26 protein-coding genes are annotated in these 26,827 nt (G+C 59.8%); 20 read left to right on the top strand and 6 right to left on the bottom strand.

Annotated features, from left to right (window positions below; translation table 11 throughout):
- Nucleotides 1–11: 11 nt before the first annotated feature.
- The 20 genes from lepB (at nucleotide 12) to rlmB (ending at nucleotide 19,042) form a co-directional block, all read left to right on the top strand.
- Nucleotides 12–824 (top strand): signal peptidase I, encoded by an 813-nt coding sequence (gene lepB / locus KTN04_RS09360; protein WP_217334958.1) that lies wholly within the window; start codon nucleotides 12–14, stop codon nucleotides 822–824.
- 12 nt (nucleotides 825–836) lie between these two features.
- Nucleotides 837–1,217, top strand: coding sequence for a DUF4845 domain-containing protein (locus KTN04_RS09355; protein ID WP_217334957.1), 381 nt, complete (start codon nucleotides 837–839; stop codon nucleotides 1,215–1,217).
- Nucleotides 1,214–1,900 carry a ribonuclease III gene (gene rnc, locus KTN04_RS09350; RefSeq protein WP_217334956.1) on the top strand — a complete coding sequence of 229 codons (687 nt, stop codon included), beginning with the start codon at nucleotides 1,214–1,216 and terminating at the stop codon, nucleotides 1,898–1,900. The genes KTN04_RS09355 and rnc overlap by 4 nt, the downstream gene beginning before the upstream one ends.
- A complete protein-coding gene (gene era / locus KTN04_RS09345) occupies nucleotides 1,897–2,799 on the top strand; it encodes a GTPase Era (RefSeq protein ID WP_217334955.1) in 903 nt (300 codons plus the stop codon). Before rnc ends, era begins: the two co-directional genes overlap by 4 nt.
- Complete coding sequence (recO, locus tag KTN04_RS09340; protein WP_217334954.1) at nucleotides 2,799–3,482, top strand: DNA repair protein RecO; 684 nt, start codon at nucleotides 2,799–2,801, stop codon at nucleotides 3,480–3,482. Before era ends, recO begins: the two co-directional genes overlap by 1 nt.
- A 2-nt stretch (nucleotides 3,483–3,484) precedes the next feature.
- Nucleotides 3,485–4,258, top strand: coding sequence for a pyridoxine 5'-phosphate synthase (gene pdxJ, locus KTN04_RS09335; RefSeq protein ID WP_217334953.1), 774 nt, complete (start codon nucleotides 3,485–3,487; stop codon nucleotides 4,256–4,258).
- On the top strand, nucleotides 4,255–4,632 hold the full coding sequence (locus KTN04_RS09330) for a holo-ACP synthase (protein ID WP_217334952.1): 378 nt from the start codon (nucleotides 4,255–4,257) through the stop codon (nucleotides 4,630–4,632). The genes pdxJ and KTN04_RS09330 overlap by 4 nt, the downstream gene beginning before the upstream one ends.
- A gap of 110 nt (nucleotides 4,633–4,742) precedes the next feature.
- The gene (cysM, locus tag KTN04_RS09325; protein WP_217334951.1) at nucleotides 4,743–5,639 is read left to right on the top strand and encodes a cysteine synthase CysM; all 897 of its coding nucleotides are present in this window, start codon (nucleotides 4,743–4,745) and stop codon (nucleotides 5,637–5,639) included.
- Nucleotides 5,640–5,787: 148 nt separating this feature from the next.
- Entirely contained in the window at nucleotides 5,788–8,058 is a 2,271-nt protein-coding gene (relA, locus tag KTN04_RS09320) for a GTP diphosphokinase (protein WP_217334950.1), read from the top strand.
- Nucleotides 8,058–8,861, top strand: coding sequence for a nucleoside triphosphate pyrophosphohydrolase (gene mazG / locus KTN04_RS09315; RefSeq protein WP_217334949.1), 804 nt, complete (start codon nucleotides 8,058–8,060; stop codon nucleotides 8,859–8,861). The genes relA and mazG overlap by 1 nt, the downstream gene beginning before the upstream one ends.
- A 132-nt stretch (nucleotides 8,862–8,993) precedes the next feature.
- A complete protein-coding gene (gene ppc / locus KTN04_RS09310; RefSeq protein ID WP_217334948.1) occupies nucleotides 8,994–11,600 on the top strand; it encodes a phosphoenolpyruvate carboxylase in 2,607 nt (868 codons plus the stop codon).
- Nucleotides 11,601–11,822: 222 nt separating this feature from the next.
- Nucleotides 11,823–12,479 (top strand): adenylate kinase, encoded by a 657-nt coding sequence (gene adk / locus KTN04_RS09305; protein ID WP_217334947.1) that lies wholly within the window; start codon nucleotides 11,823–11,825, stop codon nucleotides 12,477–12,479.
- Between the two features lie 288 nt (nucleotides 12,480–12,767).
- Nucleotides 12,768–13,082 carry a hypothetical protein gene (locus KTN04_RS09300; RefSeq protein WP_217334946.1) on the top strand — a complete coding sequence of 105 codons (315 nt, stop codon included), beginning with the start codon at nucleotides 12,768–12,770 and terminating at the stop codon, nucleotides 13,080–13,082.
- A 184-nt stretch (nucleotides 13,083–13,266) separates the two neighbouring features.
- A complete protein-coding gene (gene cyoA, locus KTN04_RS09295) occupies nucleotides 13,267–14,088 on the top strand; it encodes a ubiquinol oxidase subunit II (protein WP_217334945.1) in 822 nt (273 codons plus the stop codon).
- A 6-nt stretch (nucleotides 14,089–14,094) separates the two neighbouring features.
- Nucleotides 14,095–14,244 (top strand): hypothetical protein, encoded by a 150-nt coding sequence (locus KTN04_RS09290; protein ID WP_217334944.1) that lies wholly within the window; start codon nucleotides 14,095–14,097, stop codon nucleotides 14,242–14,244.
- Between the two features lie 2 nt (nucleotides 14,245–14,246).
- Nucleotides 14,247–16,235, top strand: a complete 1,989-nt coding sequence (gene cyoB / locus KTN04_RS09285; RefSeq protein ID WP_217334943.1) for a cytochrome o ubiquinol oxidase subunit I — start codon at nucleotides 14,247–14,249, stop codon at nucleotides 16,233–16,235.
- A 2-nt stretch (nucleotides 16,236–16,237) separates the two neighbouring features.
- A complete protein-coding gene (cyoC, locus tag KTN04_RS09280) occupies nucleotides 16,238–16,897 on the top strand; it encodes a cytochrome o ubiquinol oxidase subunit III (RefSeq protein ID WP_217334942.1) in 660 nt (219 codons plus the stop codon).
- On the top strand, nucleotides 16,897–17,217 hold the full coding sequence (cyoD, locus tag KTN04_RS09275) for a cytochrome o ubiquinol oxidase subunit IV (RefSeq protein WP_217334941.1): 321 nt from the start codon (nucleotides 16,897–16,899) through the stop codon (nucleotides 17,215–17,217). Before cyoC ends, cyoD begins: the two co-directional genes overlap by 1 nt.
- Nucleotides 17,218–17,232: 15 nt before the next feature.
- Nucleotides 17,233–18,120, top strand: coding sequence for a heme o synthase (gene cyoE, locus KTN04_RS09270; protein ID WP_217334940.1), 888 nt, complete (start codon nucleotides 17,233–17,235; stop codon nucleotides 18,118–18,120).
- A 172-nt stretch (nucleotides 18,121–18,292) separates the two neighbouring features.
- Complete coding sequence (gene rlmB / locus KTN04_RS09265; RefSeq protein ID WP_217334939.1) at nucleotides 18,293–19,042, top strand: 23S rRNA (guanosine(2251)-2'-O)-methyltransferase RlmB; 750 nt, start codon at nucleotides 18,293–18,295, stop codon at nucleotides 19,040–19,042.
- A 108-nt stretch (nucleotides 19,043–19,150) separates the two neighbouring features.
- Here the strand turns inward: rlmB and KTN04_RS09260 are convergent, their stop codons facing one another.
- From KTN04_RS09260 to KTN04_RS09235, 6 genes are all read right to left on the bottom strand, one after another.
- Nucleotides 19,151–20,344 (bottom strand): acetate/propionate family kinase, encoded by a 1,194-nt coding sequence (locus KTN04_RS09260; protein WP_217334938.1) that lies wholly within the window; start codon nucleotides 20,342–20,344, stop codon nucleotides 19,151–19,153.
- Entirely contained in the window at nucleotides 20,344–21,306 is a 963-nt protein-coding gene (locus tag KTN04_RS09255) for a bifunctional enoyl-CoA hydratase/phosphate acetyltransferase (RefSeq protein ID WP_217334937.1), read from the bottom strand. Before KTN04_RS09255 ends, KTN04_RS09260 begins: the two co-directional genes overlap by 1 nt.
- 142 nt (nucleotides 21,307–21,448) lie before the next feature.
- Nucleotides 21,449–21,817, bottom strand: coding sequence for a histidine triad nucleotide-binding protein (locus KTN04_RS09250; RefSeq protein ID WP_217334936.1), 369 nt, complete (start codon nucleotides 21,815–21,817; stop codon nucleotides 21,449–21,451).
- Nucleotides 21,818–21,865: 48 nt separating this feature from the next.
- Nucleotides 21,866–23,404 (bottom strand): SpoVR family protein, encoded by a 1,539-nt coding sequence (locus KTN04_RS09245; RefSeq protein WP_217334935.1) that lies wholly within the window; start codon nucleotides 23,402–23,404, stop codon nucleotides 21,866–21,868.
- Entirely contained in the window at nucleotides 23,391–24,689 is a 1,299-nt protein-coding gene (locus KTN04_RS09240; protein WP_217334934.1) for a YeaH/YhbH family protein, read from the bottom strand. The genes KTN04_RS09245 and KTN04_RS09240 overlap by 14 nt, the downstream gene beginning before the upstream one ends.
- Nucleotides 24,690–24,781: 92 nt before the next feature.
- Complete coding sequence (locus KTN04_RS09235; RefSeq protein ID WP_217334933.1) at nucleotides 24,782–26,704, bottom strand: PrkA family serine protein kinase; 1,923 nt, start codon at nucleotides 26,702–26,704, stop codon at nucleotides 24,782–24,784.
- Nucleotides 26,705–26,827 lie beyond the last annotated feature (123 nt).

The raw sequence follows: 26,827 nt of genomic DNA, 5'->3' as shown, positions 1-26,827 counted from the left end.
GCGTAGCAAACATGAACCTGGATTTTTCACTGATACTGGTACTGGTGACCGCGCTCACCGGCGTACTTTGGCTACTGGACCATTTGGTGTTCGCGCCCAAGCGTCGTCTGGCATTGCAGGCTGCCGAGGAGCAGGCTGAGCACGCGCTACCGGAGCCACAGCGCAAGGCGCTGCTGCGGCAGCCGGGCTGGGCGGACACCTCGCGTTCAATGTTTCCGGTGCTGCTGGCGGTGCTGGTGTTGCGCTCCTTCCTCTATGAGCCGTTCCAGATTCCGTCTGGGTCCATGCTGCCGACCCTGAAAATCGGTGATTTCATCCTGGTCAACAAGTATCACTACGGCCTGCGCCTGCCGGTGGTGAATACCCGAATCCTTGCCAACCATGATCCGCAGCATGGAGATGTCATCGTCTTCCGCTATCCTGAAGACACCAGCATCAACTTTATCAAGCGAGTGGTCGGCGTGCCGGGGGATACCATCACCTACCGTGACAAGATTCTCTACGTGAATGGCGTGCCCCAGCAGCAAACGCTGCTGGCCAAGCTGCCGCCGGCACGGCCGCAGCAACTGTTGCTGAACGAGGCGCTGGCCGGAGAGCCACACCGGATCTACCGTGATGTCCACGGTCCGGTGATCGATGGCAGCTGGGAAGTACCGCCAGGGCACTATTTCGTGCTGGGCGATAACCGTGATAACAGCAAGGACAGCCGTTACTGGGGCTTTGTGCCGGAAGAGTTGCTGGTTGGCAAAGCCACCGCAGTATGGATGCATTGGGAGGGGCTGTTCAGCCTGCCCGACTTCAGTGATGTTCGTCGCATAAACTAGAGGATGGATTGCATGGATAAAGGCGTTGCACACTTTCAACGAGGCGCTTCATTTACCTCGACCCTGATCGGTCTGATCGTGGCGGGTATCTTCTTCGCCGTCGGTTTCAAGCTGTTTTCGCCCTACTGGGATCACGCCACGATCAACTCGATCGTCAAGGCGGCCAGTGAGGATCCGGATGAACTGTCCAAGTCTCTGCGTGAGCTGCGCCGAGACATGGACAAGAAGTTTTACATCAACCAGGTCGAGCTGCCCGAAAAGGACTCGCTCAAGATCCGTCTTGAAGAAGGCGTGATGTATTTTGACCTGGTCTATGAAGTTCGCGTGCCGATGTTCTACAACGTCGATGCACTGGTCATGTTTGAAGAACACTACGAAGCTATAAAACCTTGATTAAACCTGCTGCTGAACTGGCCCGTAAACTGGGCAACCCCTGTACCGACTCCGAGCTTTTCGAGCTGGCGCTGACTCACCGCAGCTGCGGCAAGCGCAACAACGAAAGGCTCGAATTTCTGGGTGATGCCATCCTGAGCTTTGTCATCGCCGACGATCTGTATACCCGCTTTCCGGCTGCCCGTGAGGGGCAGATGAGCCGCCTGCGTTCGCGGGTTGTAAAAGGTGAAACACTGGCCAAGATCGCGCGTGAAATGCAGCTGGGCGATTATTTGCGCCTGGGCTCGGGCGAGCTCAAAAGCGGTGGCTACCGCCGTGACTCCATTTTGGCGGACAGCGTGGAAGCGATCATCGGTGCCGTCTATCTGGATCAGGGTGTGGAGGCGGCCCGCGCATTCATCCTGCATTGGTTTGCTGGCCACCTGGATCAGCTGGATCTGAATGTCTCGCTCAAGGATGCCAAGACCCGCCTGCAGGAATTTCTGCAGTCCCGCCGTGCCGAGTTGCCGCATTATGAACTGATTTCGGTCGAAGGTGATCCGCACGACCAGACGTTCCACATCCGCTGTCAGATCGCACTGCTGGATGAACCGACGGAAGGGCATGGCAGCAGCCGACGCCAGGCCGAACAGGAAGCGGCTCGCAAGGCGCTGACAACCCTTGGACAGGAGACAGGCGCATGAGCGAACCTATCCAGCGCTGCGGCTACGTAGCGATAGTGGGCCGCCCCAACGTGGGTAAATCGACCCTGCTCAACCATATTCTGGGGCAAAAGCTGAGCATTACCTCGCGCAAGCCGCAGACCACGCGCCACCAGATTCTCGGTATCCACACCGAAGGTGACCTGCAAGTGGTGTACGTGGATACGCCGGGGCTGCACAAGGATGACAAGGGCAAGGCACTGAACCGGTTCATGAACCGAACCGCCTCAGAAGCCTTGCGCCATGTCGACCTGGTGGTTTTCATCGTCGACCGAACAGCTTGGACCGAAGAAGACCAGATCGTGCTCGACAAGCTGGAACACGTGCGTTGTCCGGTGATTCTGGCCGTCAACAAAGTGGATCAGCTCAAGGACAAGGATGCATTGCTGCCGCAGCTGGACCTGCTGGCCGGCAAGCGTCACTTCGATGCCATCATCCCGATTTCAGCCCAGAAGGGCCATAACGTCGAGCGCCTCCAGCGTGAGGTGGAGCAGCGCATCCCCGAAGGCGTGCACCTGTTCCCGGAAGATCAGATCACCGACCGCAGTTCGCGTTTCGTGGCGGCCGAACTGGTCCGCGAGAAACTGATGCGCAACCTGGGGGACGAAGTGCCCTACGGTACCACCGTGGAAATCGAAGAATTCAGCCACAATGGCCGCATTCTCAATATCAGTGCGCTGATCCTGGTGGAACGTGAAGGGCAGAAGCGCATTGTTATCGGCGATGCGGGGGCTGTCATCAAGACCATTGGCCGCGATGCCCGTCTGGACATGGAAAAGATGTTCGACACCAAGGTGATGCTCAACCTCTGGGTCAAGGTCAAGCGCGGCTGGTCCGACAATGAGCGTGCACTGCAGAGCCTGGGCTACCGGCACGAGTGATGACGCAACGCGTCGATGCGGCTGCCGCCTATGTCCTGCATGCGCGCCCGTACCGCGAGACCAGTCTGCTGGTTGACCTGCTCACCCTGGAGCATGGCCTGGTTAGTGTGGTGGCACGTGGCGCTCGTCGTCCCGGTGCGCGGCTGCGCTCGACCCTGCAGCCCTTTCAGCTGCTGCAGGTTGGCTGGCAGGGGCGCAGCGAACTGAAAAACCTGCGCTCGGCCGAGGCCACTGAGGTCGGCGCCATGCTGCAGGGACGGTCGCTGCTGTGCGGTCTGTATCTGAATGAGCTGGTGCAGCGTCTGCTGGAACCCCTGGATCCCCATCCCCGCCTGTTCGTGCTGTTCCGTTATGCCCTGAACGAACTCAGACAGGGCGCCGATGTGGAAGGCGCCCTGCGCACCTTTGAACGTCAGCTGCTGGAACAGCTCGGATTTGCACTCGACTGCTCTGCCGTGCAACCGGAACACGTATACGACTGGCACGCCGGCAGTGGTCTGGTAGCGAGCCGCGGGGCGCGGGGCATCCCCGGTACTCACCTGCTGGCGATCGAGCAGGACTGCTATGATGATCTTGCCGTGCGGCGCAGCGCCAAGTACCTGATGCGCCTGCGTCTGGCCGAGCTGCTGGGCGAACGCCCCCTGCGCAGCCGTGAACTTTTCTTGAAACGCAAAGGAGCGTAAGGATGACTCATCCCAACCGTCTGCTGTTAGGCGTCAATATTGACCACATCGCGACGCTGCGACAGGCACGCGGCACCCGTTACCCTGACCCGGTCCAGGCGGCTGCGCTGGCGGAAGACGCGGGGGCGGACGGTATCACCGTGCACCTGCGTGAAGACCGCCGCCACATTCAGGACCGTGACATCGAGCTGCTGGCGCAGACCTTGCAGACCCGCATGAACCTGGAAATGGCGGTTACGGAAGAGATGTTGGCGTTGGCCGAGCGTATTCGTCCGCCCCATGTTTGCCTGGTGCCGGAAAAGCGTGAGGAACTGACCACCGAAGGCGGTCTGGACGTAATCGGGCAGGAAGCGCAGATCCGTGCCGCCTGCGAGCGTCTGGCGGCAATCGGCTGTGAAGTCTCCCTGTTCATTGACCCTGAACCGGCCCAGATCGATGCTGCCGTTCGCTGTGGCGCTCCGGTGATCGAGTTGCATACCGGCAACTATGCTGATGCCGATACGCCGGTGGCTTGCAGTGAAGAGCTGGAGCGGCTGAAGCTGGCGTCACGTCATGCCTGGCAGCAGGGGCTGGTGGTCAACGCCGGCCATGGTCTGCACTACCATAATGTGGAGCCGGTGGCCGAGATCCCGGAGATGAACGAACTCAATATCGGTCATGGCATCATTGCACGGGCCGTACTGGTTGGCCTGAAGCCGGCGGTACAGGAAATGCGTGACTTGATGATGCAGGTGCAGCAGCGGGTGCAGTCACAGCGAGATGCTATTCGCTCATGATCGTTGGCATTGGCACCGACCTGCTGGAAATCGCGCGCATCGAGCAGGCGCTGGCACGCACGCCGCGTCTGCCCGCGCGCATCCTCACGCCGACTGAGCTTGGCGCTTATGCCCGGCATCCCCGCCCGGTATTGTTTCTGGCCAAGCGCTTTGCCGCCAAGGAAGCGGCCGTCAAGGCGCTAGGCACCGGCATTGGGCGCGGCATCAGCTGGCAGCATTTTGCCGTCAACCATGACCCCCTGGGGCGTCCGTTGCTGCAGGTGCAGGGGGCTGCCGCGGAGCATGCGCAAGCGCTGGGGATAACGGACTGGCATTTGAGCTATACGGATGAGCGTGCCTATGTGTCGGCCTTCGTGATTGCCGAAGGGCGTTGAGATTGTGTGCTCGCAATCAGACTGATATTATTCCGACCATAACAGTCGGGAATAAATAACCCTTTTCTTATAGCCTCATAGCTCCATCGCGGAAGTATTGCGGAGTCATCATGTCCATCGAATATCCTACGATTGCTGATTATGTCGGCCATACGCCTCTGGTCCGCCTGCAGCGCCTGCCGGTGCCCAACGGCAATACCATCCTGTGCAAGCTGGAAGGCAATAACCCGGCCGGATCGGTGAAAGACCGGCCCGCCCTCAGCATGATCAGTCTGGCAGAAGCGCGCGGTGATATTCAGCCGGGCGACTGCCTGATCGAAGCGACCTCGGGCAACACCGGGATCGCACTGGCCATGGCTGCCGCCATCAAGGGTTACCGCATGAAACTGATTATGCCCGCCAACATGAGTGCCGAGCGCAAGGCGGCCATGACCGCCTACGGCGCCGAACTGATCGAAGTGACTCAGCAAGAAGGCATGGAGCGTGCGCGGGACTTGGCCCTTGAGATGCAGGCTGCCGGTGAGGGCAAGGTACTGGATCAGTTCTCCAATCTGGACAATCCCGAAGCGCATTACACCGGCACCGGCCCCGAGATCTGGCAGCAGACACAGGGTACCGTCACCCATTTTGTCAGCTCCATGGGGACCACCGGGACCATCATGGGCGTGTCCCGTTATCTGAAAGAGCAGAACCCCGAGGTCTGCATCGTCGGCCTGCAGCCGCAGGAAGGCTCACAGATTCCGGGTATCCGCCGCTGGCCCGAAGCCTACTTGCCACAGATTTTTGAACGCAGCCGGGTGGATGAAGTGATCGATATCAGCCAGCAGGATGCGGAAAATACCATGCGAGCGCTGGCGCGCGAAGAGGGTATCTTCTGTGGTGTTTCTTCCGGCGGATCGGTCGCCGGTGCCCTGCAGTTGGCACAGCGAGTCAGGAATGCGACCATTGTCTGCATCATCTGCGACCGCGGTGATCGCTATCTCTCGACCGGTGTTTTCAACGCCTGATCAACCCGGGGCCCGACCGGCCAGTGCTCGCACTGGACCGGCTAAGGGACTAGAATATGGGCCCATCACGAACACCGGGGCTGTATCAACCGGCCGACCCGGGTGTTCGGCAATCGTCGCCGGAGGCAACACAGGAGTGGCTTAGGCCATGGTGAAGGTTCGAGAAGACCACCCGATACGAGAAGATGGCACCGTTGATCTGGATCTCTGGCTGCTGCGCTTGCAGCAGCAGGTAGACGTTGAAGACGTTGAACAGATCCGGCAAGCGTGTCTGCTGGCCAAGCAGGCACGTGCCGCCGTTGCCGAGTCGGATGACGACTGGGCACAGAATACCGTTGGCAGTTTCCGCACCGGGCTCGAGATGGCTCAGATCCTGGCGGAGCTGCAGCAAGACCAGGAAACCCTGGTGGCTGCCATCCTCTACCGCTCCGTCCGCGAGCACAAACTCAAGCTGGACATTGTCCGCGAGCGTTTCGGCGCTACCATCGCCGGCCTGATCGATGGCGTGTTGCAGATGGCCGCCATCGGCAGCCGCAAGAATCCGCGCTCCGATGATGCCGTGCTTGGCACGAGCATCGCCCAGGTCGACAACGTGCGCAAGATGCTGGTGGCGATGATCGACGATGTGCGCGTTGCGCTGATCAAGATCGCCGAACGCACTTGCGCCATTCGCGGTGTTAAAAACGGCGACCGCAAGAAGCGTTACCTGGTGGCGCGCGAAGTCTTCGATATCTATGCGCCGTTGGCGCACCGGTTGGGCATCGGTCATATCAAGTGGGAACTGGAAGACCTGTCCTTCCGCTACCTCAAGCCCAACGATTACAAGCACATTGCGCGTCTGCTGGATGAAAAGCGTCTGGATCGCCAGATGTTCATCAATCAGGTGGTCGAGCTGTTGCGCAGTCGCCTGAGTGACGCCGGTATCGATGGCGATGTAATGGGGCGCGCCAAGCATATCTACAGCATCTGGCGCAAAATGCAGCGCAAGAACATCGACTTCAGCCAGGTCTATGACGTGCGTGCTGTGCGCATCCTGGTACCGGAAATCCGTGACTGCTACACCGTGCTGGGCATCGTGCATGGCCTATGGCGCAACATTCCGCATGAGTTCGATGACTATATTGCCTCGCCCAAGCCCAACGGCTACCGCTCCCTGCATACCGCCGTCTTCGGCCCGGAAGGCAAGGTATTGGAGGTACAGATTCGTACCTTCGCCATGCACGAAGAGGCCGAACTGGGGGTCTGTGCCCACCATTTGTATAAGGGCACAGATACCCGTTCGAGCGGGGACGGCTATGAAGAGAAAATCGCCTGGCTGCGTCAAGTACTGGAGTGGCATGATGACCTGGGCGACAGCGAAGCGCTGGGCGACATGCTGCGCGGGGATGTGGTGCAGGACCGTGTCTACGTATTCACGCCGGACGGTCACGTCATCGACCTGCCCAAGGGGGCAACCGCGGTCGACTTCGCCTATCGCGTGCACACCGAAGTGGGCCACCGCTGCCGGGGCGCCAAGGTCAATGGCCGTATCATCCCACTGAACCGTCCACTCAAGACTGGTGATCAGGTCGAGATCATGACCTCGAAGGAAGAGGCGCCGCGGCGAGACTGGCTCAATACTAACTACGGTTTCGTGACCACTTCACGTGCGCGGGCCAAGGTGGCGCACTGGTTCAAGCTGCAAGCCAAGGAGCAGAATGCCGATGCTGGTCGCGACATCATTCTGCGCGAGCTGCGTCGGCTGGCGCTCGATCCTCAGGCGATCGACCTGGGCAAGATAGCCCAAGCGGTCAACTACAAGACCGCAGAAGACCTGTGCGCGGCCCTGGGAGCCGGTGATCTGCGTCTGTCGCAGATCATCCATGAGGCCCAGCGCCAGCTGGAGCCGGAACGTCCCGAACCGCAACTGGACCTGACTCTGCCCAACAAGGGCGGTGCGCAAGAACCGCGCAAGGGCGGTAGCGGTATCAATATTGCCGGTATCGGCAACCTGCTGACCACGCTGGCGACTTGCTGCAAGCCGGTACCGGGCGACCCGATCATGGGCTATATCACCCAGGGGCGCGGCATTTCCATTCACCACGAGGATTGCCTGAATCTGATGGGGTTGCGCGAAAGTGATCCTGACCGGGTCATCAGCGTGGACTGGGGCGATGAAAACGAGCAGACCTATCCGGTGGATATTACTATCGAGGCCTTTGACCGCCCCGGGTTGCTGCGGGACGTGATGTTGGTGCTGAGCAATGAAAAACTCAACATTCTGGCCGCCAACACGCTGACCGATCGCAAGAACAACATGGCCAAGCTGACGATGACCGTGGAAATTCCGCGCCTGGAGCGCTTGGGGCGGTTGATGGACAAGATTCACCAGGTGCCCAACGTGCTGGATGTGCACCGTGAGCGCCGGGGAGGCCAGTGATGCGTTATACCCTCGATGATCTGATTCAGTTGATGGACGCGCTGCGGGATCCGGATAGTGGCTGCCCTTGGGACCTGCAGCAGACTTTCGCCAGCATCGTTCCTCACACGCTGGAAGAAGCCTATGAAGTGGCTGATTGCATCGAGCGTGAAGATTGGCCGCATCTGCGCGATGAGCTGGGCGATCTGCTGTTCCAGGTGGTGTTCTATGCCCGCCTGGCCAACGAACGCGATTGGTTCGATCTGCATGCGATCATCGATCAGTTGGTGGGCAAGCTGATTCGACGTCACCCACATGTGTTCCCGGCCGGTACGCTGGCCGGTGGCGAGGCCCTGGCCGTGGATACGGCCCAGGTCAGCCAGACCTGGGAAGCGATCAAGCAGCAGGAGCGTGATGCCAAGGCACGTACCGGCGTGCTGGCGGACATTCCGCTCAACCTGCCGGCCTTGAGCCGGGCTGCCAAGCTGCAGCGTCGGGCCGCCCGTGTCGGCTTCGACTGGCCTGAGATCACGGGGGTACTGGACAAGATCGAGGAAGAGATCGGAGAATTACGTCAGGCTCTGGAGCAGGGGGATATGGATAATGCCCGTGAAGAGATCGGTGATCTGCTGTTTGCCCAGGTCAATCTGGCACGCCACCTGCAGATGGACCCTGAGCAGGCCTTGCGCAACACCAATGCCAAGTTCGAACGTCGTTTCGGACACGTCGAGCAGCAAGTCGAAGCCAGTGGCCAGAACTGGGAACAGCTGAGTCTCGATCAGCTCGACCGCTGGTGGGACGACGCCAAGGCGCGCGGCCTCTGATCCTTTCCACCCGGCGTATCCTCCCGCCGGGTGTTGTTCTTTCCGGTCACAAATTCATCCCAAGGGCGCTATCGGTCCACCGGTCGGATCGGTTAGCATCGAAGGCTATGGAACCTGAACGGAGGGGATGGCATGAGTGATCTGCACGAAGCACTGCGTGATGATGTTCGTGTTTTGGGCGAAAGCCTGGGACGTACCATGGAAGCCCACTTGGGCTCGCCGTTTCTGCAGCGGGTCGAGCATATCCGCCAGCTGGCCAAGTCCGCGCGGCTGGATGAAAATGCCAGTCAGGATGCCCTGCGCCAGGCGCTGGATGACCTCAATGAAGACGAGGTGCTGCCGATTGCACGCGCCTTTACCCAGTTTCTCAACCTCGCCAATATCGCCGAAGAGCATCACCGTGTACGTCGCCACCTGGAAAGTGCGGGTGACGAGGATGCCGGCGTGCTGGATGGACTGCTGCATGAGCTGACCGCCACAGGGCTGGATGCCGAGACCCTGCTGCAACGCTTGGGCGAACTCAGTATCGACCTGGTCCTGACCGCACACCCCACCGAAGTCAATCGACGCACCCTGATTCAGAAATACGACGCCATTGCCGACACGCTGAAACAGCGCGACCGCGGCGAGCCGGTACAGACACGTCTGGATCGGCTGGTCAGCCAGATCTGGCATACCAACGAGATTCGACAAAATCGCCCGACCCCGGTGGAAGAAGCGAAGTGGGGCTTTGCTGTCATCGAAAACTCCCTGTGGACCGCGATCCCCGAATTTCTGCGCCTGCTTGACCGGCGTTTGCAAGCCCAGTTGGGCGTCAACCTGCCGCTGGAATGCAGCCCGGTGCACTTTTCCTCTTGGATGGGCGGTGACCGGGATGGCAACCCCAACGTGACGGCGGCCGTGACCTCGGAAGTATTGCTGCTGGCGCGCTGGATGGCGGCCGACCTGTATGCTCGGGACGTGGACCAGCTGCGTGCCGAACTGTCGATGCACGCCGCCAATGCGGAACTGCGCCACCTGACCGATAGCCATCCAGAACCCTACCGGGAGCTGCTGGGCCGACTGCGCCAGCGGTTGGTGGAAACCCGCGATGGTATCGAAGCTTACCTCAAGGGCCAGCCCAGCAACCCCGAACGCTGGATCAGTGACCTGGACGAGCTGCGCCAGCCGCTGCAGTGTTGTCATCGCTCATTGCAGGAATCGGGCATGGCCTGCATTGCCGCCGGCGGCCTGGAAGACCTGCTGCGCCGGATTGCCTGCTTCGGCCTGACCCTGGTCCGCGTCGATATCCGCCAGAATGCGGATCGACATGCCGAGGTTTTCGATGCCCTGACCGAGTTCTATCAACTGGGGCGCTACTCGGAGTGGGATGAAGCCCGCAAGCAGGCCTTTCTGCTGCAGGAACTGGCCTCGCGCCGTCCTCTGTTGCCGCATCATTGGCAGCCCGGAGAGGCGGTGCTGGAAGTGATCAACACTTGTCGCGTGATCGCGGCCAACCCGGCCTACAGCCTGGGCTCCTATGTCATCTCCATGGCCGGCCAGCCGTCCGATGTGCTCGCCGTCAACCTGTTGCTGCAGGAAGTCGGTGTGGAACACAACATGCGGGTTGTGCCGTTATTCGAAACCCTGGATGACCTCGACCACGCACCGGACTGCATGCGTGACCTGTTTGCCATCGACTGGTACCGGGACTACATCGACGGCCATCAGGAGGTGATGATCGGCTACTCCGACTCCTCCAAGGACGCGGGGCAGGTGGCGGCGGCCTGGGGCCAGTACCGGGCACAGGAAGCACTGACCGAACTGTGTCGGCAGGCGGGCATTCGCCTGACCCTGTTTCATGGCCGTGGCGGTACCGTCGGGCGCGGCGGCGGCCCCAGCCATACTGCCATTCTGGCGCAACCGCCCGGTTCGGTGGGTGGCAGTCTGCGGGTAACCGAGCAGGGTGAAATGATTCGCTTCAAGTTCGGTATTCCCGAAATCGCGGTCCGTCACCTGACCCTGTATACCGCCGCCGTGCTCAAAGCGACTCTGAGCCCGGGCCCGGCGCCGGAGGCTGCCTGGCGCGAGCTGATGGGGCGCATGGCACAGTGCGGCATGAGCATTTACCGCTCTCTGGTGCGGGAAGATCCACAGTTCGTGCCCTATTTCCGCGCCCTGACGCCGGAGCAGGAACTGGCCAAGCTGCCACTGGGGTCTCGACCGGCCAAGCGCCGTGCGGATGGCGGAGTGGAAAGCCTCAGGGCCATTCCCTGGATCTTCGCCTGGACCCAGACCCGCCTCATGTTGCCGGCCTGGCTGGGGTCCGGTGCGGCCCTGAAAATGGCCATCGATGAAGGCCAGCTGCCGTTGTTGCACGAGATGTATCGGGACTGGCCGTTCTTCCAGTCCTGGATCGACATGCTGGAAATGGTGTTGGCCAAGAGCGATGTCAACATCTGTGCCTATTACGAGCAGCGTCTGGTCTCGGCGGAACTGCACGCGTTGGGTTCCAGCCTGAGAGCCCGTTTGCAGCAGGCGGTGGAGCAGGTCAAGGCGATCAAGCAGGAGGCGCGGCTGCTGGAAGGCAACAGTGTCATTCGTCAGTCCATCGACGTGCGCAACCCCTATATCGATCCCCTGCATGTGCTCCAGGCCGAACTGCTGTTCCGTGACCGCAATCAGCCCGACCAGCGACTTGAGCAGGCTCTGATGGTGACCATGGCCGGCATATCGGCCGGCATGCGCAATACCGGCTAGGGACGGCGACCTGCAAAAGGGGGTTGAATCGCCATGGGGCTTTGCGTAATCTCGATTGCCTTTGTCAACAGTCCATCAGCCGTTAGGGCTAATGTCGAATTGTATGCACGGGGCCTGGCCATATAGCCTCAAGAAACCCCATGGCACGAATTTCCGTGGACCGGCCCTCTGCCGGTGCACGTCAGCTTTACCGATTACAACAACATTCAGGAGACAAGATAGATGCGCATTATTCTGCTTGGAGCACCCGGTGCGGGCAAGGGCACTCAGGCCCAGTTCATTACTGAGAAGTACGGCATCCCGCAGATCTCCACCGGCGACATGCTGCGTGCGGCGGTGAAAGCGGGCACGCCGCTGGGCAAACAGGCCAAGGAAGTGATGGATGCCGGTGGTTTGGTATCCGACGATATCATCATTGGCCTTGTGAAAGAGCGCATCGCTGAAGCGGACTGCGCCAACGGCTTCCTGTTCGACGGTTTCCCGCGCACCATTCCGCAGGCGGATGCGCTGAAGGATGCCGGCGTTGACATCGATGCCGTGGTTGAGATCGACGTGGCCGATGAGGAGATCATCAAGCGCATGAGCGGTCGCCGCGTGCACCCGGCCTCCGGTCGTACCTACCATGTTGTCTTCAACCCGCCGAAAGAAGAAGGCAAGGACGATGTGACCGGTGATGAGCTGGTGCAGCGTGAAGACGACCAGGAAGACACCGTGCGTCAGCGTCTGAACGTGTACCACGAGCAGACCGAACCGCTGATCAGCTACTACCGTGGCTGGAACGAACGCGGCGAAGCCAAGGCACCGGCCTACGTATACGTGGAAGGTGTTGGCAGCGTTGACGATATTCGCGACAAGGTGTTTGCCGGTCTGGCGGGCTAAGCCCCGGCAGGATCGCGAACGCGCATTCAAGGTTCTGCTCCCCGTACGGGCAGGGCCTTTACCCGGACGTTGCATAGCAGCGTCCGGGTTTTTCATGTCGGTCGATTCGGGCAGTATGTAGCGGCGCTGGCCAAGCCGGACTTTTGTGGTAGAATCCGCCGCACCTTTATTCACGTGCATTGATGGATATCAGTGCCGCCTGTTGTGCCCCGTGTATGGGGGCGCCGGAGCTTCGTTCCGGCGTGTGCCGATCAGCGTGCATCGGCAACGAAGTTGTCAGGAAATGCCTTGAACTATTCAGCCGCCACCCGCTGGTTAACATTGATCTGCTTTGTACTGAGCCTCTTGGTCTCGGTGCTCGGCATATCCGGCGAGCTGTATCTGGAGCCCTGGGCCGGTTTCGAGTGGCCCTTGCTGGATGACCTGACCTTTGTATCGGCACTGGATGTGCTATTCGTAACCCTGCTTGTCTGCTTTCTCATCTGCTTTATCAGCAGCCTCCTGCGACGTGTCAGCCGACCGTTTGTTCGTTGCCTGCTGGCGCTGCCGCGCAAAGAAAACCTGTTCGATCACGGCAGTCGCGCACCGCCCCTGTTCTGCTGAAACGCTCTACCGCCACGGCTTTGACTCGTATGGATACCTGTGTGTCCAGGCGTGCGTGCGGCTGAACGCGTTTCGTCATTTGCCTCTGGTCATGCCCTGACCCGAGGCCCCCGGGAGTCATCCCTTCATCGCCTGTCGCCATGGCGGCAAGCGGTCCTGTGTTCATCTGTTAAAGGCTCACGCAATGAGAGAGAGAAAGGTCCCCTGGCTGTCAGGCGGGCTCTTGCTGGGCGCCGCTCTTTTCCTGACGGGGTGCGAGGGCGGTGTCCTCGATCCCAAGGGGCAGGTCGGTGTCGACGAGAAGAACCTGATCATCATCGCCACCCTGCTGATGCTGATCGTCGTCATTCCGGTCATCTTCATGACCCTGTTCTTCGCCTGGAAGTACCGGGCGAGTAACCACAAGGCCACCTATATGCCCAAGTGGTCGCATTCGACCAGGATCGAGCTGGTGGTCTGGCTGATTCCCTGCATCATTATCATCGTGTTGGGCACCATCACCTGGATCTCAACCCACCGGCTGGACCCGTACAAGCCGCTGGAGCATGACAAGGAAGCGCTCAAGGTCGAGGTGGTGTCTCTGAACTGGAAGTGGCTGTTCATCTACCCGGAGCAGGGTATCGCCACGGTGAACGAGCTGGTGATTCCGACTGGCGTGCCGGTGTCCTTCCGGCTGACCTCCGAGTCCACCATGAACTCCTTCTTCATCCCCCAGCTGGGCAGCCAGATTTACACCATGGCCGCGATGGCAACGCAACTGCACCTGGTGGCCGATGAGCCGGGGAGCTATGACGGCATCTCCGCCAACTACAGCGGCGCCGGTTTTACCGGCATGACGTTCGATACCGTCGCCACGGCGACCAAGGCTGATTTCCAGTCCTGGGTCGAGGAGGTCAGGGCCTCGGAGCAGACGCTGGACAGCGCCGCTTATGCCGCTCTGGCCCAGCCGACCGAGGATCATCCGGTGACCTATTACGGCCGCGTCACGTCCGGGCTGTTCGACTAGATCCTGATGAAATTCATGCAGCATCACGGCCGTACACCGCTGGTGATGGATGAGCAGGCGATGTCGCACACACGTGATGCGCATGGGGGCGGTTCGTCTCAGGCCGCGCATGAAGCGATGGAACAGGTTGAAGCCGCTGCGGCGGACGGGGAGTAAAGATGTTCGGAAAACTAACGCTTGATGCCATTCCCTACCATGAACCGATCATCGTCGGCACCCTGGCCGTTGTCGGGCTGGTGGGGCTGCTGCTGGCAGTGGCGCTGACCAAGTACAACAAGTGGGGCTATCTCTGGCGCGAGTGGATCACCTCGGTGGACCACAAGCGCCTGGGCGTGATGTATATCATCCTGGCCCTGGTGATGCTGCTGCGCGGTTTCGCCGATGCCATCATGATGCGCACCCAGCTGGCGCTGGCAACCAATGGGGCCGAGGGCTATCTGCCGCCGGAGCATTACGACCAGATCTTTACCGCCCACGGCGTCATCATGATCATCTTCATGGCAATGCCGTTCATGATCGGTTTGATGAATATCGTGGTGCCGATGCAGATCGGCGCTCGCGACGTGGCCTTTCCCTTCCTCAACAACCTGAGTTTTTGGCTGGCCGTTTCCGGTGCTCTGCTGGTGAACATCTCGCTGGGTGTGGGTGAATTTGCCAAGACCGGCTGGGTTGCCTATCCGCCGCTGTCCGGGATCAATTACAGCCCCGGTGTCGGCATGGACTACTACATCTGGGCACTGCAGATATCGGGCATCGGCACCACGCTGACCGGCGTGAACTTCCTCGTCACGGTACTGAAAATGCGTGCACCGGGCATGAAGCTGATGCAGATGCCGATCTTCACTTGGACCTGCACCTGGGCCAACATCCTGATCGTGGCGTCCTTCCCGATTCTGACCGGCGCCTTGGCGATGCTGACGCTGGACCGTTATCTGGATTTCCACTTCTTCACCAATGATCTCGGCGGCAACCCGATGATGTACATCAACCTGTTCTGGGCCTGGGGTCATCCCGAGGTGTACATCCTGGTGCTGCCGGCCTTCGGTATCTTCTCCGAAGTTATTTCCACCTTTACCGGCAAGCGCCTGTTCGGCTACAAGTCCATGGTTCTGGCCAGCGGAGCCATCTCCATCCTGGGCTTTATCGTCTGGCTGCACCACTTCTTCACCATGGGTTCCAGCGCCAATGTGAACGCCTTCTTCGGCGTCACCACCATGATCATCGCCGTGCCCACCGGGGTGAAGCTGTTCAACTGGCTGTTCACCATGTACCGCGGCCGACTGCGTTTCACTACGCCGGTGCTCTGGACCCTGGGCTTCATGGTGACCTTCACCATCGGTGGCATGACCGGTGTGCTGCTATCGATACCCGGTGCCGACTATGTGCTGCACAACAGCCTGTTCCTGATCGCGCATTTCCACAACACCATCATCGGTGGTGCCGTGTTCGGCTACCTGGCCGGCTTTGCCTACTGGTTCCCGAAAGCAATGGGCTACACGCTGGATGAAAAGTGGGGCAAGCGCGCCTTCTGGTGCTGGCAGATCGGCTTCTACTGCGCCTTCCTGCCGCTGTACGTGCTCGGCTTCCTCGGCATGACCCGTCGTCTCAACCACAGCGACAATCCGGACTGGAATATCTGGCTGTATATCGCCTGTGTCGGTGCCTTCATCATTGCGCTGGGTATCGCCTGCCAGCTGATCCAGCTCGTCGTCAGCTATCGCAAGCGTGAAGAAAACCGCGACCTGAGCGGCGATCCCTGGAACGGCCATACCCTGGAGTGGGCCAGCGCGTCACCGCCGCAGTTCTACAACTTTGCGATTGATCCCCGGGTCGAGGACATCGATGCCTTCACCGATATGAAGGAAAAGGGACACGCCTATCAGCGACCGGAAACCTACGCCCCGATCCACATGCCAAAAAATACCGGCGTCGGGTTTGTCATGGGCATGCTGCTGACCGTCGCAGGCTTTGGTGCTGTCTGGCATATCTGGTGGCTGGTAATTGCGGCTCTGGCCGGCACGCTGGTGGCATTCCTGGTGCGTTGTTATGACAACGACGTGGATTACTACGTGCAGCCGGATGAGATCGAGCGGATCGAAGATGCTCACCGCACCAACGTTCAATTGGCTAATGCAATGAAGGCTTGATCATGTCGACCACTGTACTCAATCCTCAAGTGCCTGCACATCAGGCGCAGAGGCATAGCGCCCCCGCCCATGCCGTCGCGCATGCGCATGAACATGAGCACCATGATACCGGCGGGAATACGCTGTTCGGTTTCTGGCTCTACCTGATGACCGACTGCCTGCTGTTTGCGTCGGCCTTTGCCACCTATGCCGTGCTCTTCATGAACACGGCAGGCGGGCCGTCCGGGCAGGATATCTTTGAGCTGGACTATGTGCTGGTCGAAACATTCGCCCTGCTGTTCTCCAGTATCACCTATGGCTTTGCCATGCTGGCGGCCCAGCGCCAGAACCGCTCCGCCACCCTGACGTGGCTGGCGGTGACCTTCGCGCTGGGGGCCGTCTTTATCGGCATGGAAGTGAACGAGTTCCATCACCTGATCGTGGAAGGTTTCGGGCCTCAGCGCAGTGCCTTCCTGACGGCGTTTTTCTCGCTGGTCGGCATGCACGGCCTGCATGTGACCGCCGGCCTGATCTGGATGCTGGTGCTGATGCTGGAAGTCAGCAAGCGCGGCCTGGGTAATAAGACCCGGATACGCCTGAACTGCCTGAGCCTGTTCTGGCACTTCCTCGATATCGTCTGGATCTGCGTATTCACCGTTGTCTATCTGATGGGGACCGTTTAATGAGCAATCATCATGACGCTGCCCACGGCAGCGTGAAATCCTACGGCATTGGCTTTCTGCTGTCGGTGGTACTGACCGTAATCCCGTTCTGGCTGGTGATGTCCGGTGCCCTGGACAAGTGGACCACGATCATCGCCATCCTGGCGTTTGCCGTCATCCAGATCCTGGTGCACCTGAAGTACTTCCTGCACCTGACGCAGACCACGGAGGAAGGCAAGGTGAACACCCTGACCTTCCTGTTCTCGGCGCTGATCATCCTGCTGGTGGTGGGCTTGTCGATCTGGATCATCTACGCCTCCAACGCCATGATGATGCACTGACGGGCGGGTGAACCGGTGAATATCAAACGTTACCTGCTGGTCACCAAGCCTGGCATCATCATGGGCAACCTGATCTCGGTGGCGGGGGGATTCTTCCTCGCCGCCCGGGGGGATGCCGATTACCTGCTGTTGTTGCAAACGCTGGCCGGCCTGTCGCTGGTGGTGGCGTCCGGCTGTGCCCTCAACAACTGTATCGATCGGGATATCGACAGCCGCATGCAACGGACCCGCAACCGGGTCACCGTCACCGGTGAGCTCGGGGTGAAGGCCGCATTGACCCATGGGGTATTGCTGGGTTTTTCGGGCTTTGCCCTGCTGGCTTTTACCAGTGCGGCCGCCCTGGCTTTTGCCGCCCTGGGTTATGGCGTGTACGTCGGCATCTACAGCCTGTGGATGAAGCGGCACTCGGTGTACGGCACCTTGGTCGGTAGCCTGTCCGGTGCGGTGCCGCCGGTGGTGGGCTACTGCGCCGTCACCGGAACCTTCGATACCGGCGCCGCCGTCCTGCTGTTGATGTTCTGCCTCTGGCAGATGCCGCACTCCTACGCTATTGCCATTTTCCGTTACCAGGATTATGCCGCTGCCGGGATTCCGGTGTTGCCGGTGGTGGAGGGCATTGCCAGGGCCAAGCTGCACATCGTGCTCTATATACTGGCCTTCGGGTTGGTCACGGTTCTGTTGACGCTGCTGGGCTATGCCGGAGACGGTTTCTTGGTTGTGGCCTGTGCCACCAGCCTCTGGTGGTTGGGTATGGCACTGTGGGGCTGGGCCATGGAAGTGGACGATGATGGCTGGGCACGGCAGGTGTTCATGTTCTCCATTGTCACCATTACCGCCCTGAGCATCGCCATGGCGACTGATTTTGCTCAACAGGCACCGGCTGCCAGGACGTTGCTGTCCTAGCTGTTGCGGCAATCGGTTCAAACCTCAAGCGCGGTCCCTCGGGACCGCGTTTTTTTATCCGCAGGAGGGGGAGGGGGCTGCGGCATTTTGTTCCGGTTTGGCGCATAATAGCGGCCTGACATTTCATTGATGACATTTCTGATTACACCCTTGATTGCACTTCGGGAGTCCCATGAGCCAAACCGATATTTTCGGCCTGCATGCCGTTACCAGCCTGCTCAATCGCAACCCTGGCCGTGTGCGCCGTCTGCTGGTCCAGCAGGGGCGTCGTGATGAGCGCCTGCAAACGCTGCTGGACAAGGCGGAGGCGCATCGGATCAAGGTGATCGAATTGGCCAAGGCCGAACTGGAGCAGCGTGCGGAGGGTGGCCGCCATCAGGGCGTGATCGCCGAGTGCGAGCCGATCAAGGCGTTGTCGGAAAAGGCACTGGACGTGCTGCTGGATAACGCCGGGGCCGCACCGCTGGTGCTGGTATTGGACGGTGTCACCGACCCGCACAACCTGGGGGCCTGCCTGCGTACCGCCGATGCTGCCGGTGTCGCCGTGGTGATTGCACCGAAGGATAAGTCGGCACCGCTGAACGCCACCGTGGCCAAGGTCGCCTGTGGTGCCGCCGAGGTCGTGCCCTACATTCAGGTTACTAACCTGGCACGCACCCTGCAGTCCCTACAGCAGCGCGGTATCTGGATCACCGGCACCGCCGGTGAGGCGGACGCCAGCGTTTACGAAACCGACCTGACCGGTCCTTGCGCACTGGTGATGGGCGCAGAGGGCAAGGGCATGCGTCGCCTGACCCGCGAGAACTGCGATCAGCTGATCAATATTCCCATGGCCGGCGAGGTCAGCAGTTTGAACGTTTCCGTGGCGACAGGGGTCTGTCTGTTCGAGATCGTGCGTCAGCGCCAGGCGGCACTGGGGTAAGGCGTTACGCCCTGCCCGATAAACTTCCGGACAGGGCGTAACGACTGTCATCGACAAGGGGCGAGCGGGGTAGTCAGGCGCCGCTGGATAGCAGGCGTCCACCCTTGGTTAGTGCAACAACTCAGTGACGTGGGTGGCGATCATCGCTTCTTCATTGGTCGGAATCACCCGCACCGTGACAGTTGAGTCGGGTGTACTGATGATGCCGGCATTGCGGCGGTTGGCCTCGGCGTCGAATCGAATGCCCAGCCAGCCGCAGCGTTGCAGTACGCGTGCCCGGACATCGGTGTCGTTTTCGCCTACGCCGCCTGAAAACACCACCTGTTCCACCCCTTCCAGCGCAGCCGTCAGGCGACCCATTTCAAGGGCAATGCGGTAGCAGAACAGGTCGATGGCCTCTTCGGCTCGGGCGTCGTCCGCCTGGTGCAGGGTTTTCATGTCCGAGCTGATGCCGGAAATGCCCAGCCAGCCGCTTTCCTTGTATAGAAGCTTCTCCAGCGCATCCACATCCATGTTTTCTTCCCGCATCAGGTACAGCAGCACCCCAGGGTCCAGGTTGCCGGTGCGGCTGCCCATCGGCAGGCCTTCCACGGCGGTAAAGCCCATGCTGGAGGCGATGGACTGGCCGTTGGCGATAGCGCACATGCTGGCACCGGCCCCCAAGTGGCAGGCCACGGTTTTCAATGCGCCGGCGCCGGCGAGGGTCAGCTGGCGCTGAATGTACTCATAGGACAGGCCGTGAAAACCATAGCGGTGTACGCCCTTGTCCACCAGTCGCCGGGGCAGGGCATAGAGCCGTTCCAGGCGCGGCTGGGCGGCATGGAACATGGTATCGAAGCAAGCCACGATGGGCAGAGCGGGGGCCAGTGCACGACAGGCTTCCACCAGCTTGAGGTTGTAGGGCTGATGCAGCGGTGCCAGGGGAATGAAACGCTGCAGCTGTGCCAGGCTGGCGTCGTCCAGCAGGGTCGGTGCGCTGAACAGGTCACCGCCGTGGACTACGCGATGGCCGGTGGCGATCAGGTGCGATTCCGGCAGGTGGGTGTCCACCCACTGCAGTACCTCCTGCAGTGCAAATTGATGGCGTTCCTCTTGGGGAATACCGCTGCAGTCCAGCTCATGGGCGTCCAGTACCTGATTCTGCTCGTCACGGACCTTGAACAGGGTCGGGTTGCCCAGCAGGTTTTCCACCTTGAGATGGATCAGGCAGTGCAGTTGGCTGCCGGCCTGGCCATCCTGCACAGCATATAGGCCGCACTTGAGACTGGAGGAGCCACCGTTCACGGTCAGGATGGTATCCATCAGTTGCCTCCCTGTGCGTGCTTGACCATATAGGAAGCCAGGGCACAGGAAGCCAGGCGTCCCAGCGTACCCTCGGCACGGCTGGTGAGAATGATCGGCACCTTGGCGCCGACCGCCAGCCCCGCCGATTTGGCATCCGCCAAGTAGATCAGCTGCTTGGCGATCATGTTGGCGGCTTCCAGGTCGGGCGCCAGTAAAATGTCGGCGTCGCCGGAGACCGGGGAATTGATATGCTTGTCGATGGCGGCCTGCAGGGAAATGGCATTATCGAATGCCAGCGGACCGTCCAGAATGCCGCCGGTAATCTGCTCGCGGTCGGCCATCTTGCACAGGGCCGCGGCATCCAGGGTGCTCTGCATGGTCGGCTTAACCTTTTCGACGGCCGCCAGAATGGCGACTTTGGGTGCCCGGTTGCCCAGTGACTGACAGAAATCGATGGCGTTCTGTACGATGTCGCGCTTGACGCTCAGGTCGGGTGTCACGTTGATGGCAGCATCGGTAATAACCAGCGGCTTATGGTAGTTGGGCACATCAAACACGAACACGTGGCTGAGTCGACGCTCGGTGCGAATGCCCTTGGTCTTGTGCACCACGGCGCTGAGCAGCTCGGAGGTACCAAGGCTGCCTTTCATCAAGGCATCGGCTTTGGCTTCCCGTACCAGGTCACAGGCACATTCGGCGGCCTGGTGGCTGTGCTCGGTCGCGATGATGCGGTAGGGCGTCAGGTCGATGCCCTCGGCCTCGGCGGCCGCACGGATCTTGTGCTCGGGGCCCACCAGCAGCGGTTCGATCAAGCCCTGTTCGGCCGCTTCGATGGCGCCCAGCAGACTGTTGTGGTCCACCGGATGCACCACGGCAGTGCGGATGGGGCCGGCAAGGCGGGCCTGCTCAATGAAGAATTCGAGCTGGTCATGGACGGGTGGCGTCTCGGACGTAACGGGAGAAGCGGGTTTGATCGACATGAACGGTCCCTCTGCTTATCTGATCACCAAGGTTAGAGATCCATAATGAAGGCTTTATGACGCAGTGCAACATAAAATTGCCGCGAGGTGGTCAGGTATTGATCAGGGGCAAGCGCGCCGGTCTGGCCCGGCGCGCGTACAGTTATGCAACCGGTGTTTTCAGCGTGTCCTGATAGGGTGGCCATCCCATGGGCTTGCCACCGAGCAGGTGCAGGTGGATGTGGTAGACCGTCTGGCCACCGTGGGTGTTGCAGTTGAAGACGGTGCGGTAACCATCCTGTTCAAAGCCCTGCTGGCGCGCGATGGTGCCGGCCGCCTGGATCATGTGACCGACCAGTGCCTGATCTTCATCGGCAATATCGTTCAGGGTGGCGATATGCTTGCGCGGGATAATCAGGCAGTGAAAGGGTGCCTGCGGATTGATATCCCGGAAGGCCAGTACCTGATCATCTTCGTATACCACCTCGGCTGGAATCTCTCCGGCGAGGATCTTGCAAAACAGACAGTCCATAACGAGCCCTTGTTGTCCTTCGAATGATGCCCGCCAGTATAGCCAGCCCTAGGCGCTGGTCTCAACCTGTAGCTCGCGGGGCGGACAGGCGCGTGTTTTCACCGTTTCGCCATCCGGTGTGACCGACTCCAGATAGACATCGAAGCCCCACAGTCGGTGCAGGTGCTTGAGCACCTCGTCGGCGGAGTCGTCCAGCGGTTGGCCGTTGTGCATGTAGTGGCGCAAGGTCAGGGAACGGTCGCCTCGAATGTTGACGTTGTAGACTTGGATATTGGGTTCTCGGTTGCCCAGGTTGTACTGGGCGGACAAGGACTCGCGCAGGGCGCGGTAGCCGCTTTCGTTGTGAATGGCATCCACGCGCAGGGTTGGCCGGTTGCTGTCGTCCATGATCGAGAACAGCTTGAGCTCGCGCATCAGGCGGGGCGACAGAAACTGCAGGATGAAGCTTTCATCCTTGTAGTTGCGCATGGCGTTGTCCAGCGTTTGTTGCCAGTCGCTGCCGGCGATGTCGGGAAACCATTCCCGGTCTTCGTCTGTGGGCTGCTCGCAGATGCGACGGATGTCCTGCATCATGTTGTACCCCAGGGTGTAGGGGTTGATGCCACTGAAATAGGGACTGTCGAACGGCGGTTGATACACCACGCTGGAGTGCGAGTGCAGGAACTCCATCATGAAGCCTTCGGTCACCAGGCCCTCGTCGAACAGCTGGTGCAGCAGGGTGTAATGCCAGAAGCAGGCCCAGCCCTCATTCATCACCTGGGTCTGTTTCTGTGGATAGAAGTACTGCGCCACGCGACGCACGATGCGCACGACCTCGCGCTGCCAAGGCTCCAGCAGTGGGGCGTTCTTTTCAATGAAGTAGAGGATGTTCTCTTCCGGCTCCGGCGGAAAGTGCGGTTGCTGGTCGGCACTTGGGTCGTCGTGTCGGGGAATGGTGGTATTCCACAAGTCATTCAGGTGACGCTGGATATACTCTTCCCGGGATCGCTGGCGCTCGCGCTCCTGTTCGGCGGTGAGCGGCCGCGGGCGCTTGTAGCGATTGACGCCGTAATTCATCAGCGCATGACAGGAGTCGAGCAGCTTTTCCACCTCTTCCACACCGTGTTTTTCCTCGCACTGGCGGATGTAGTTCTTGGCGAACAGCAGGTAGTCGATGATGGAACTGGCATCGGTCCAGGTGCGAAACAGGTAGTTGCCCTTGAAGAAGGAGTTGTGGCCGTAACAGGCATGGGCAATGACCAGTGCCTGCATGGTGATGGTGTTTTCCTCCATCAGGTAGGCGATGCAGGGATTGGAGTTGATGACGATTTCATAGGCCAGTCCCATGCGGCCACGGCTGTAGTTCTGTTCGGTTTCAACGAACTGCTTGCCGAAGGACCAGTGGTTGTAGTTCAACGGCATGCCCACCGACGAGTAGGCATCCATCATCTGCTCGGAGGTGATGATTTCGATCTGGTTGGGATAGGTGTCCAGACCGAACTCGGCGGCAATACGGCCGATTTCACGGTCGTAGGCCTCGATGAGTTCAAAGGTCCAGTCGGACCCGGTGGAGATCGGCTGGCGGGTCTTGGTATCAGGACGGCTCATGGGCACCCTCCGTGCGTTTTTCAAACAGGCGGCGGAACACCGGATAGATCTCGCCGGCATCGGTTATCTGCTGCATGGCGAACTGCTCCTGAAACGCTTCATGCACGTGTTCGTACTCGTGCCAGAGGTTCTGGTGCGGGCCAGTGGTGATCTCGACATAAGCGTAGTACTGGGTCTTGGGCAGAATGCGCTCGGTCAGAATTTTGCTGCAGGTGGCCGAGTCACCGTCCCAGTTGTCACCGTCGGAGGCCTGGGCAATGTAGATGTTCCAGTCTGCCGGCGGATAGCGCGCGTCGATGATGTCGGCACTCAGCGCCAGGGCGCTGGAGACAATGGTGCCGCCGGTTTCGCGGGAGTAGAAGAACTCCTGCTCATCGACTTCTTTGGCGTGGGTATGGTGACGGACAAACACCACCTCGATCTGCTTGTAGTTTCGATTCAGAAACAGGTACAGCAGAATGAAAAAGCGCTTGGCGATATCCTTGATGCTTTGTGTCATGGAGCCGGACACGTCCATCACGCAGAACATCACCGCCTTGCTGGAGGGCAGGGGGACACGCACCATGTTGGTGTAGCGCAGGTCAAAGTCATCCAGAAACGGCAGCTTGCGCGACCCCTTCTCCAGTGCCCGAATCTGCTCCCGCAGAGCCTCGACCTTGTCATTGCGTTCATCGGAGGCCGGTGCTCCTTCCAGGGCCCAAAGCTCCTTGCGCAGGGCGCGAATCTGTTGCCGGGTCTCCTTGTCGGTCAGCGCAATGCGGCGGGCATGTGCCGCGCGCAGAGACCGGACAATGTGCAGTTTTTCCGGTGAGCCGCTGCTGGTGAAACCGGCACGCCGAGTCTCGAATGAGGTGGCATCCTTCAACTGCTTGCGCACCATCCAAGGCAGTTCCAAGTCTTCAAACATGAAGTCGAGGAACTCTTCCTGACTGATGTTGAAGGTGAAGTCGTCTTCGCCTTCACCCTGGTTGCTGGCCTTGCCTTCACCGGCACCGCCGCCGCCACCGCTTTCGGGACGGCGGAATTCGTCCCCTTCAACGAATTCCTTGTTGCCGGGAAAGATTTTGTGGCGCAGGCCGCCTTCGCCGTGATGGAAGACCGGCTCGGAGATATCCCGCTTGGGAATAGTGACCTGACCGCCCTGATCGATGTCCCGGATCGAACGGTCATGGATCGCTTCTTCCACGGCCTTTTTGATGTGCTGCTTGTAGCGACGCAGAAAGCGCTGTCGGTTGACCGTGCTTTTCTTCTTCGCATTCTCGCGGCGGTCGATGATATAGCTCATATATCGGGCTCCCGAGAGCGGCAGCCTCACGCCGTTGGCAGGGTGGGGCTGCGCGGTTCAGTTCCTTCAGTGTACGGCTCCCTGTTGTGGTGTTATTGCGACTTGCGGACGCGGATGTACCACTCGGACAGCAGGCGTACCTGTTTCTCGGTGTAGCCGCGCTCGATCATGCGCTTGACGAACTCGCCATGCTTTTTCTGATCGTCGGACGAGGCCTTCGGGTTGAAGGAGATGACCGGCAACAGATCTTCGGTGTTGGCAAACATCTTCTTCTCGATCACGGAACGCATCTTCTCGTAGCTGTTCCAGGCCGGGTTCTTACCGTTGTTGCTGGCGCGGGCACGCAGCACAAAGTTGACGATTTCGTGGCGGAAATCCTTCGGGTTGCTGATGCCGGCTGGTTTTTCGATCTTTTCCAGCTCCTCATTGATTGCCTGACGGTCCAGGATGTCGCCGGTTTCAGGGTCGCGATACTCCTGATCCTGAATCCAGAAGTCGGCATAGGTGACATAGCGATCAAAGATGTTCTGACCATACTCGGAGTAGGACTCCAGGTAAGCGGTCTGGATTTCCTTGCCGAGGAAATCGATGTATTTCGGCGCGATGTACTCTTTCAGGTGGCCCAGATAGCGTTCCTGAATTTCGTTGGGGAACTGCTGCTGGCTGATCTCACGTTCCAGCACGTACATCAGGTGCACCGGGTTGGCGGCCACCTCGGTGGGGTCGAAGTTGAACACCTTGGACAGAATCTTGAAGGCAAAGCGGGTCGACAGACCGTCCATACCCTCGTTGACCCCGGCCGCATCCTTGTATTCCTGCATCGACTTGGCGCGCGGGTCGGTATCCTTGAGGTTTTCCCCGTCATAGATGCGCATCTTCGAATAGATGCTGGAGTTTTCCGGCTCCTTGATCCGTGACAGCACCGTGAACTGGGCCAGCATATGCAGAGTATCCGGGGCGCAGGGGGCCTCGTTCAAGGAACTGTTTTCCAACAGCTTTTCATAGATATGCACTTCTTCTGTCAGACGGGTGCAGTAAGGCACCTTGACGATGTAGACACGGTCGATGAAGGCTTCGTTGGTCTTGTTATTCTTGAAACTTTGCCACTCGGATTCGTTGGAGTGAGCCAGCAGGATGCCGTCATAGGGGATGGCACCCATGCCCTCGGTACTGTTGTAGTTGCCTTCCTGAGTGGCGGTCAGCAGCGGGTGCAGCACCTTGATCGGTGCCTTGAACATCTCCACGAACTCCATGATGCCTTGGTTGGCACGGCAGAGCGCACCCGAGAAGCTGTAGGCATCGGGGTCGTGCTGGGGGTACTCTTCCAGCTTGCGGATATCCACCTTGCCCACCAGGCTGGAGATATCCTGGTTGTTCTCGTCACCGGGCTCGGTCTTGGCAATGCCGATCTGGTCGAGAATGGAGGGGTAGAGCTTGACGACCCGGAAACGGGTGATGTCACCGCCGTATTCATGCAGGCGTTTGACGGCCCAGGGTGACATGATGCCGTTGAGGTAGCGGCGCGGGATGCCGTACTCCTGCTCCAGGATCTCGGCGTCCTCTTCGGGCTTGAACAGCCCCAGCGGCGATTCGAACACCGGTGAGCCCTTGATGGCATAAAAGGGAATATGCTCCATCAGGTGCTTGAGGCGTTCGGCCAGTGAGGACTTACCCCCGCCCACCGGGCCAAGCAGGTAGAGGATCTGTTTCTTCTCTTCCAGCCCCTGAGCGGCATGACGGAAGTAGGAGACGATATTCTCGATTGCTTCCTCCATACCGTAAAACTCGCTGAAAGCGGGGTAGCGTTTGATCACCTTGTTGGAAAAAATGCGGCTCAGGCGAGGGTCTCGGCCGGTATCGACCACCTCGGGCTCACCAATTGCCTCGAGCATGCGCTCGGCGGCATTGGCGTATACGTCCGGCTTCTCCTTGCACAGGTTGAGGTATTCCTGCAGGCTCATCTCTTCCTGCTGGATCGCTGAATAACGGGCTTTATAGTGGTCAAAGATACTCATGCTCACCTTCCTGTTATGTGCGCTAGCCACTGTTAATTCAAACGCTTAGGGACCAGTGGTCTGCGTTCTTCGCTGATTTCAGTGTAGTCCAGTTTGGCGGGAGTCAAGCGATGCAGGAGTAAA

Source organism: Marinobacterium weihaiense (assembly GCF_019061305.1).
Classification (GTDB): Bacteria; Pseudomonadota; Gammaproteobacteria; order Pseudomonadales; family Balneatricaceae; genus Marinobacterium; species Marinobacterium weihaiense.
This window is presented reverse-complemented; position numbering and strand designations above follow the sequence as displayed.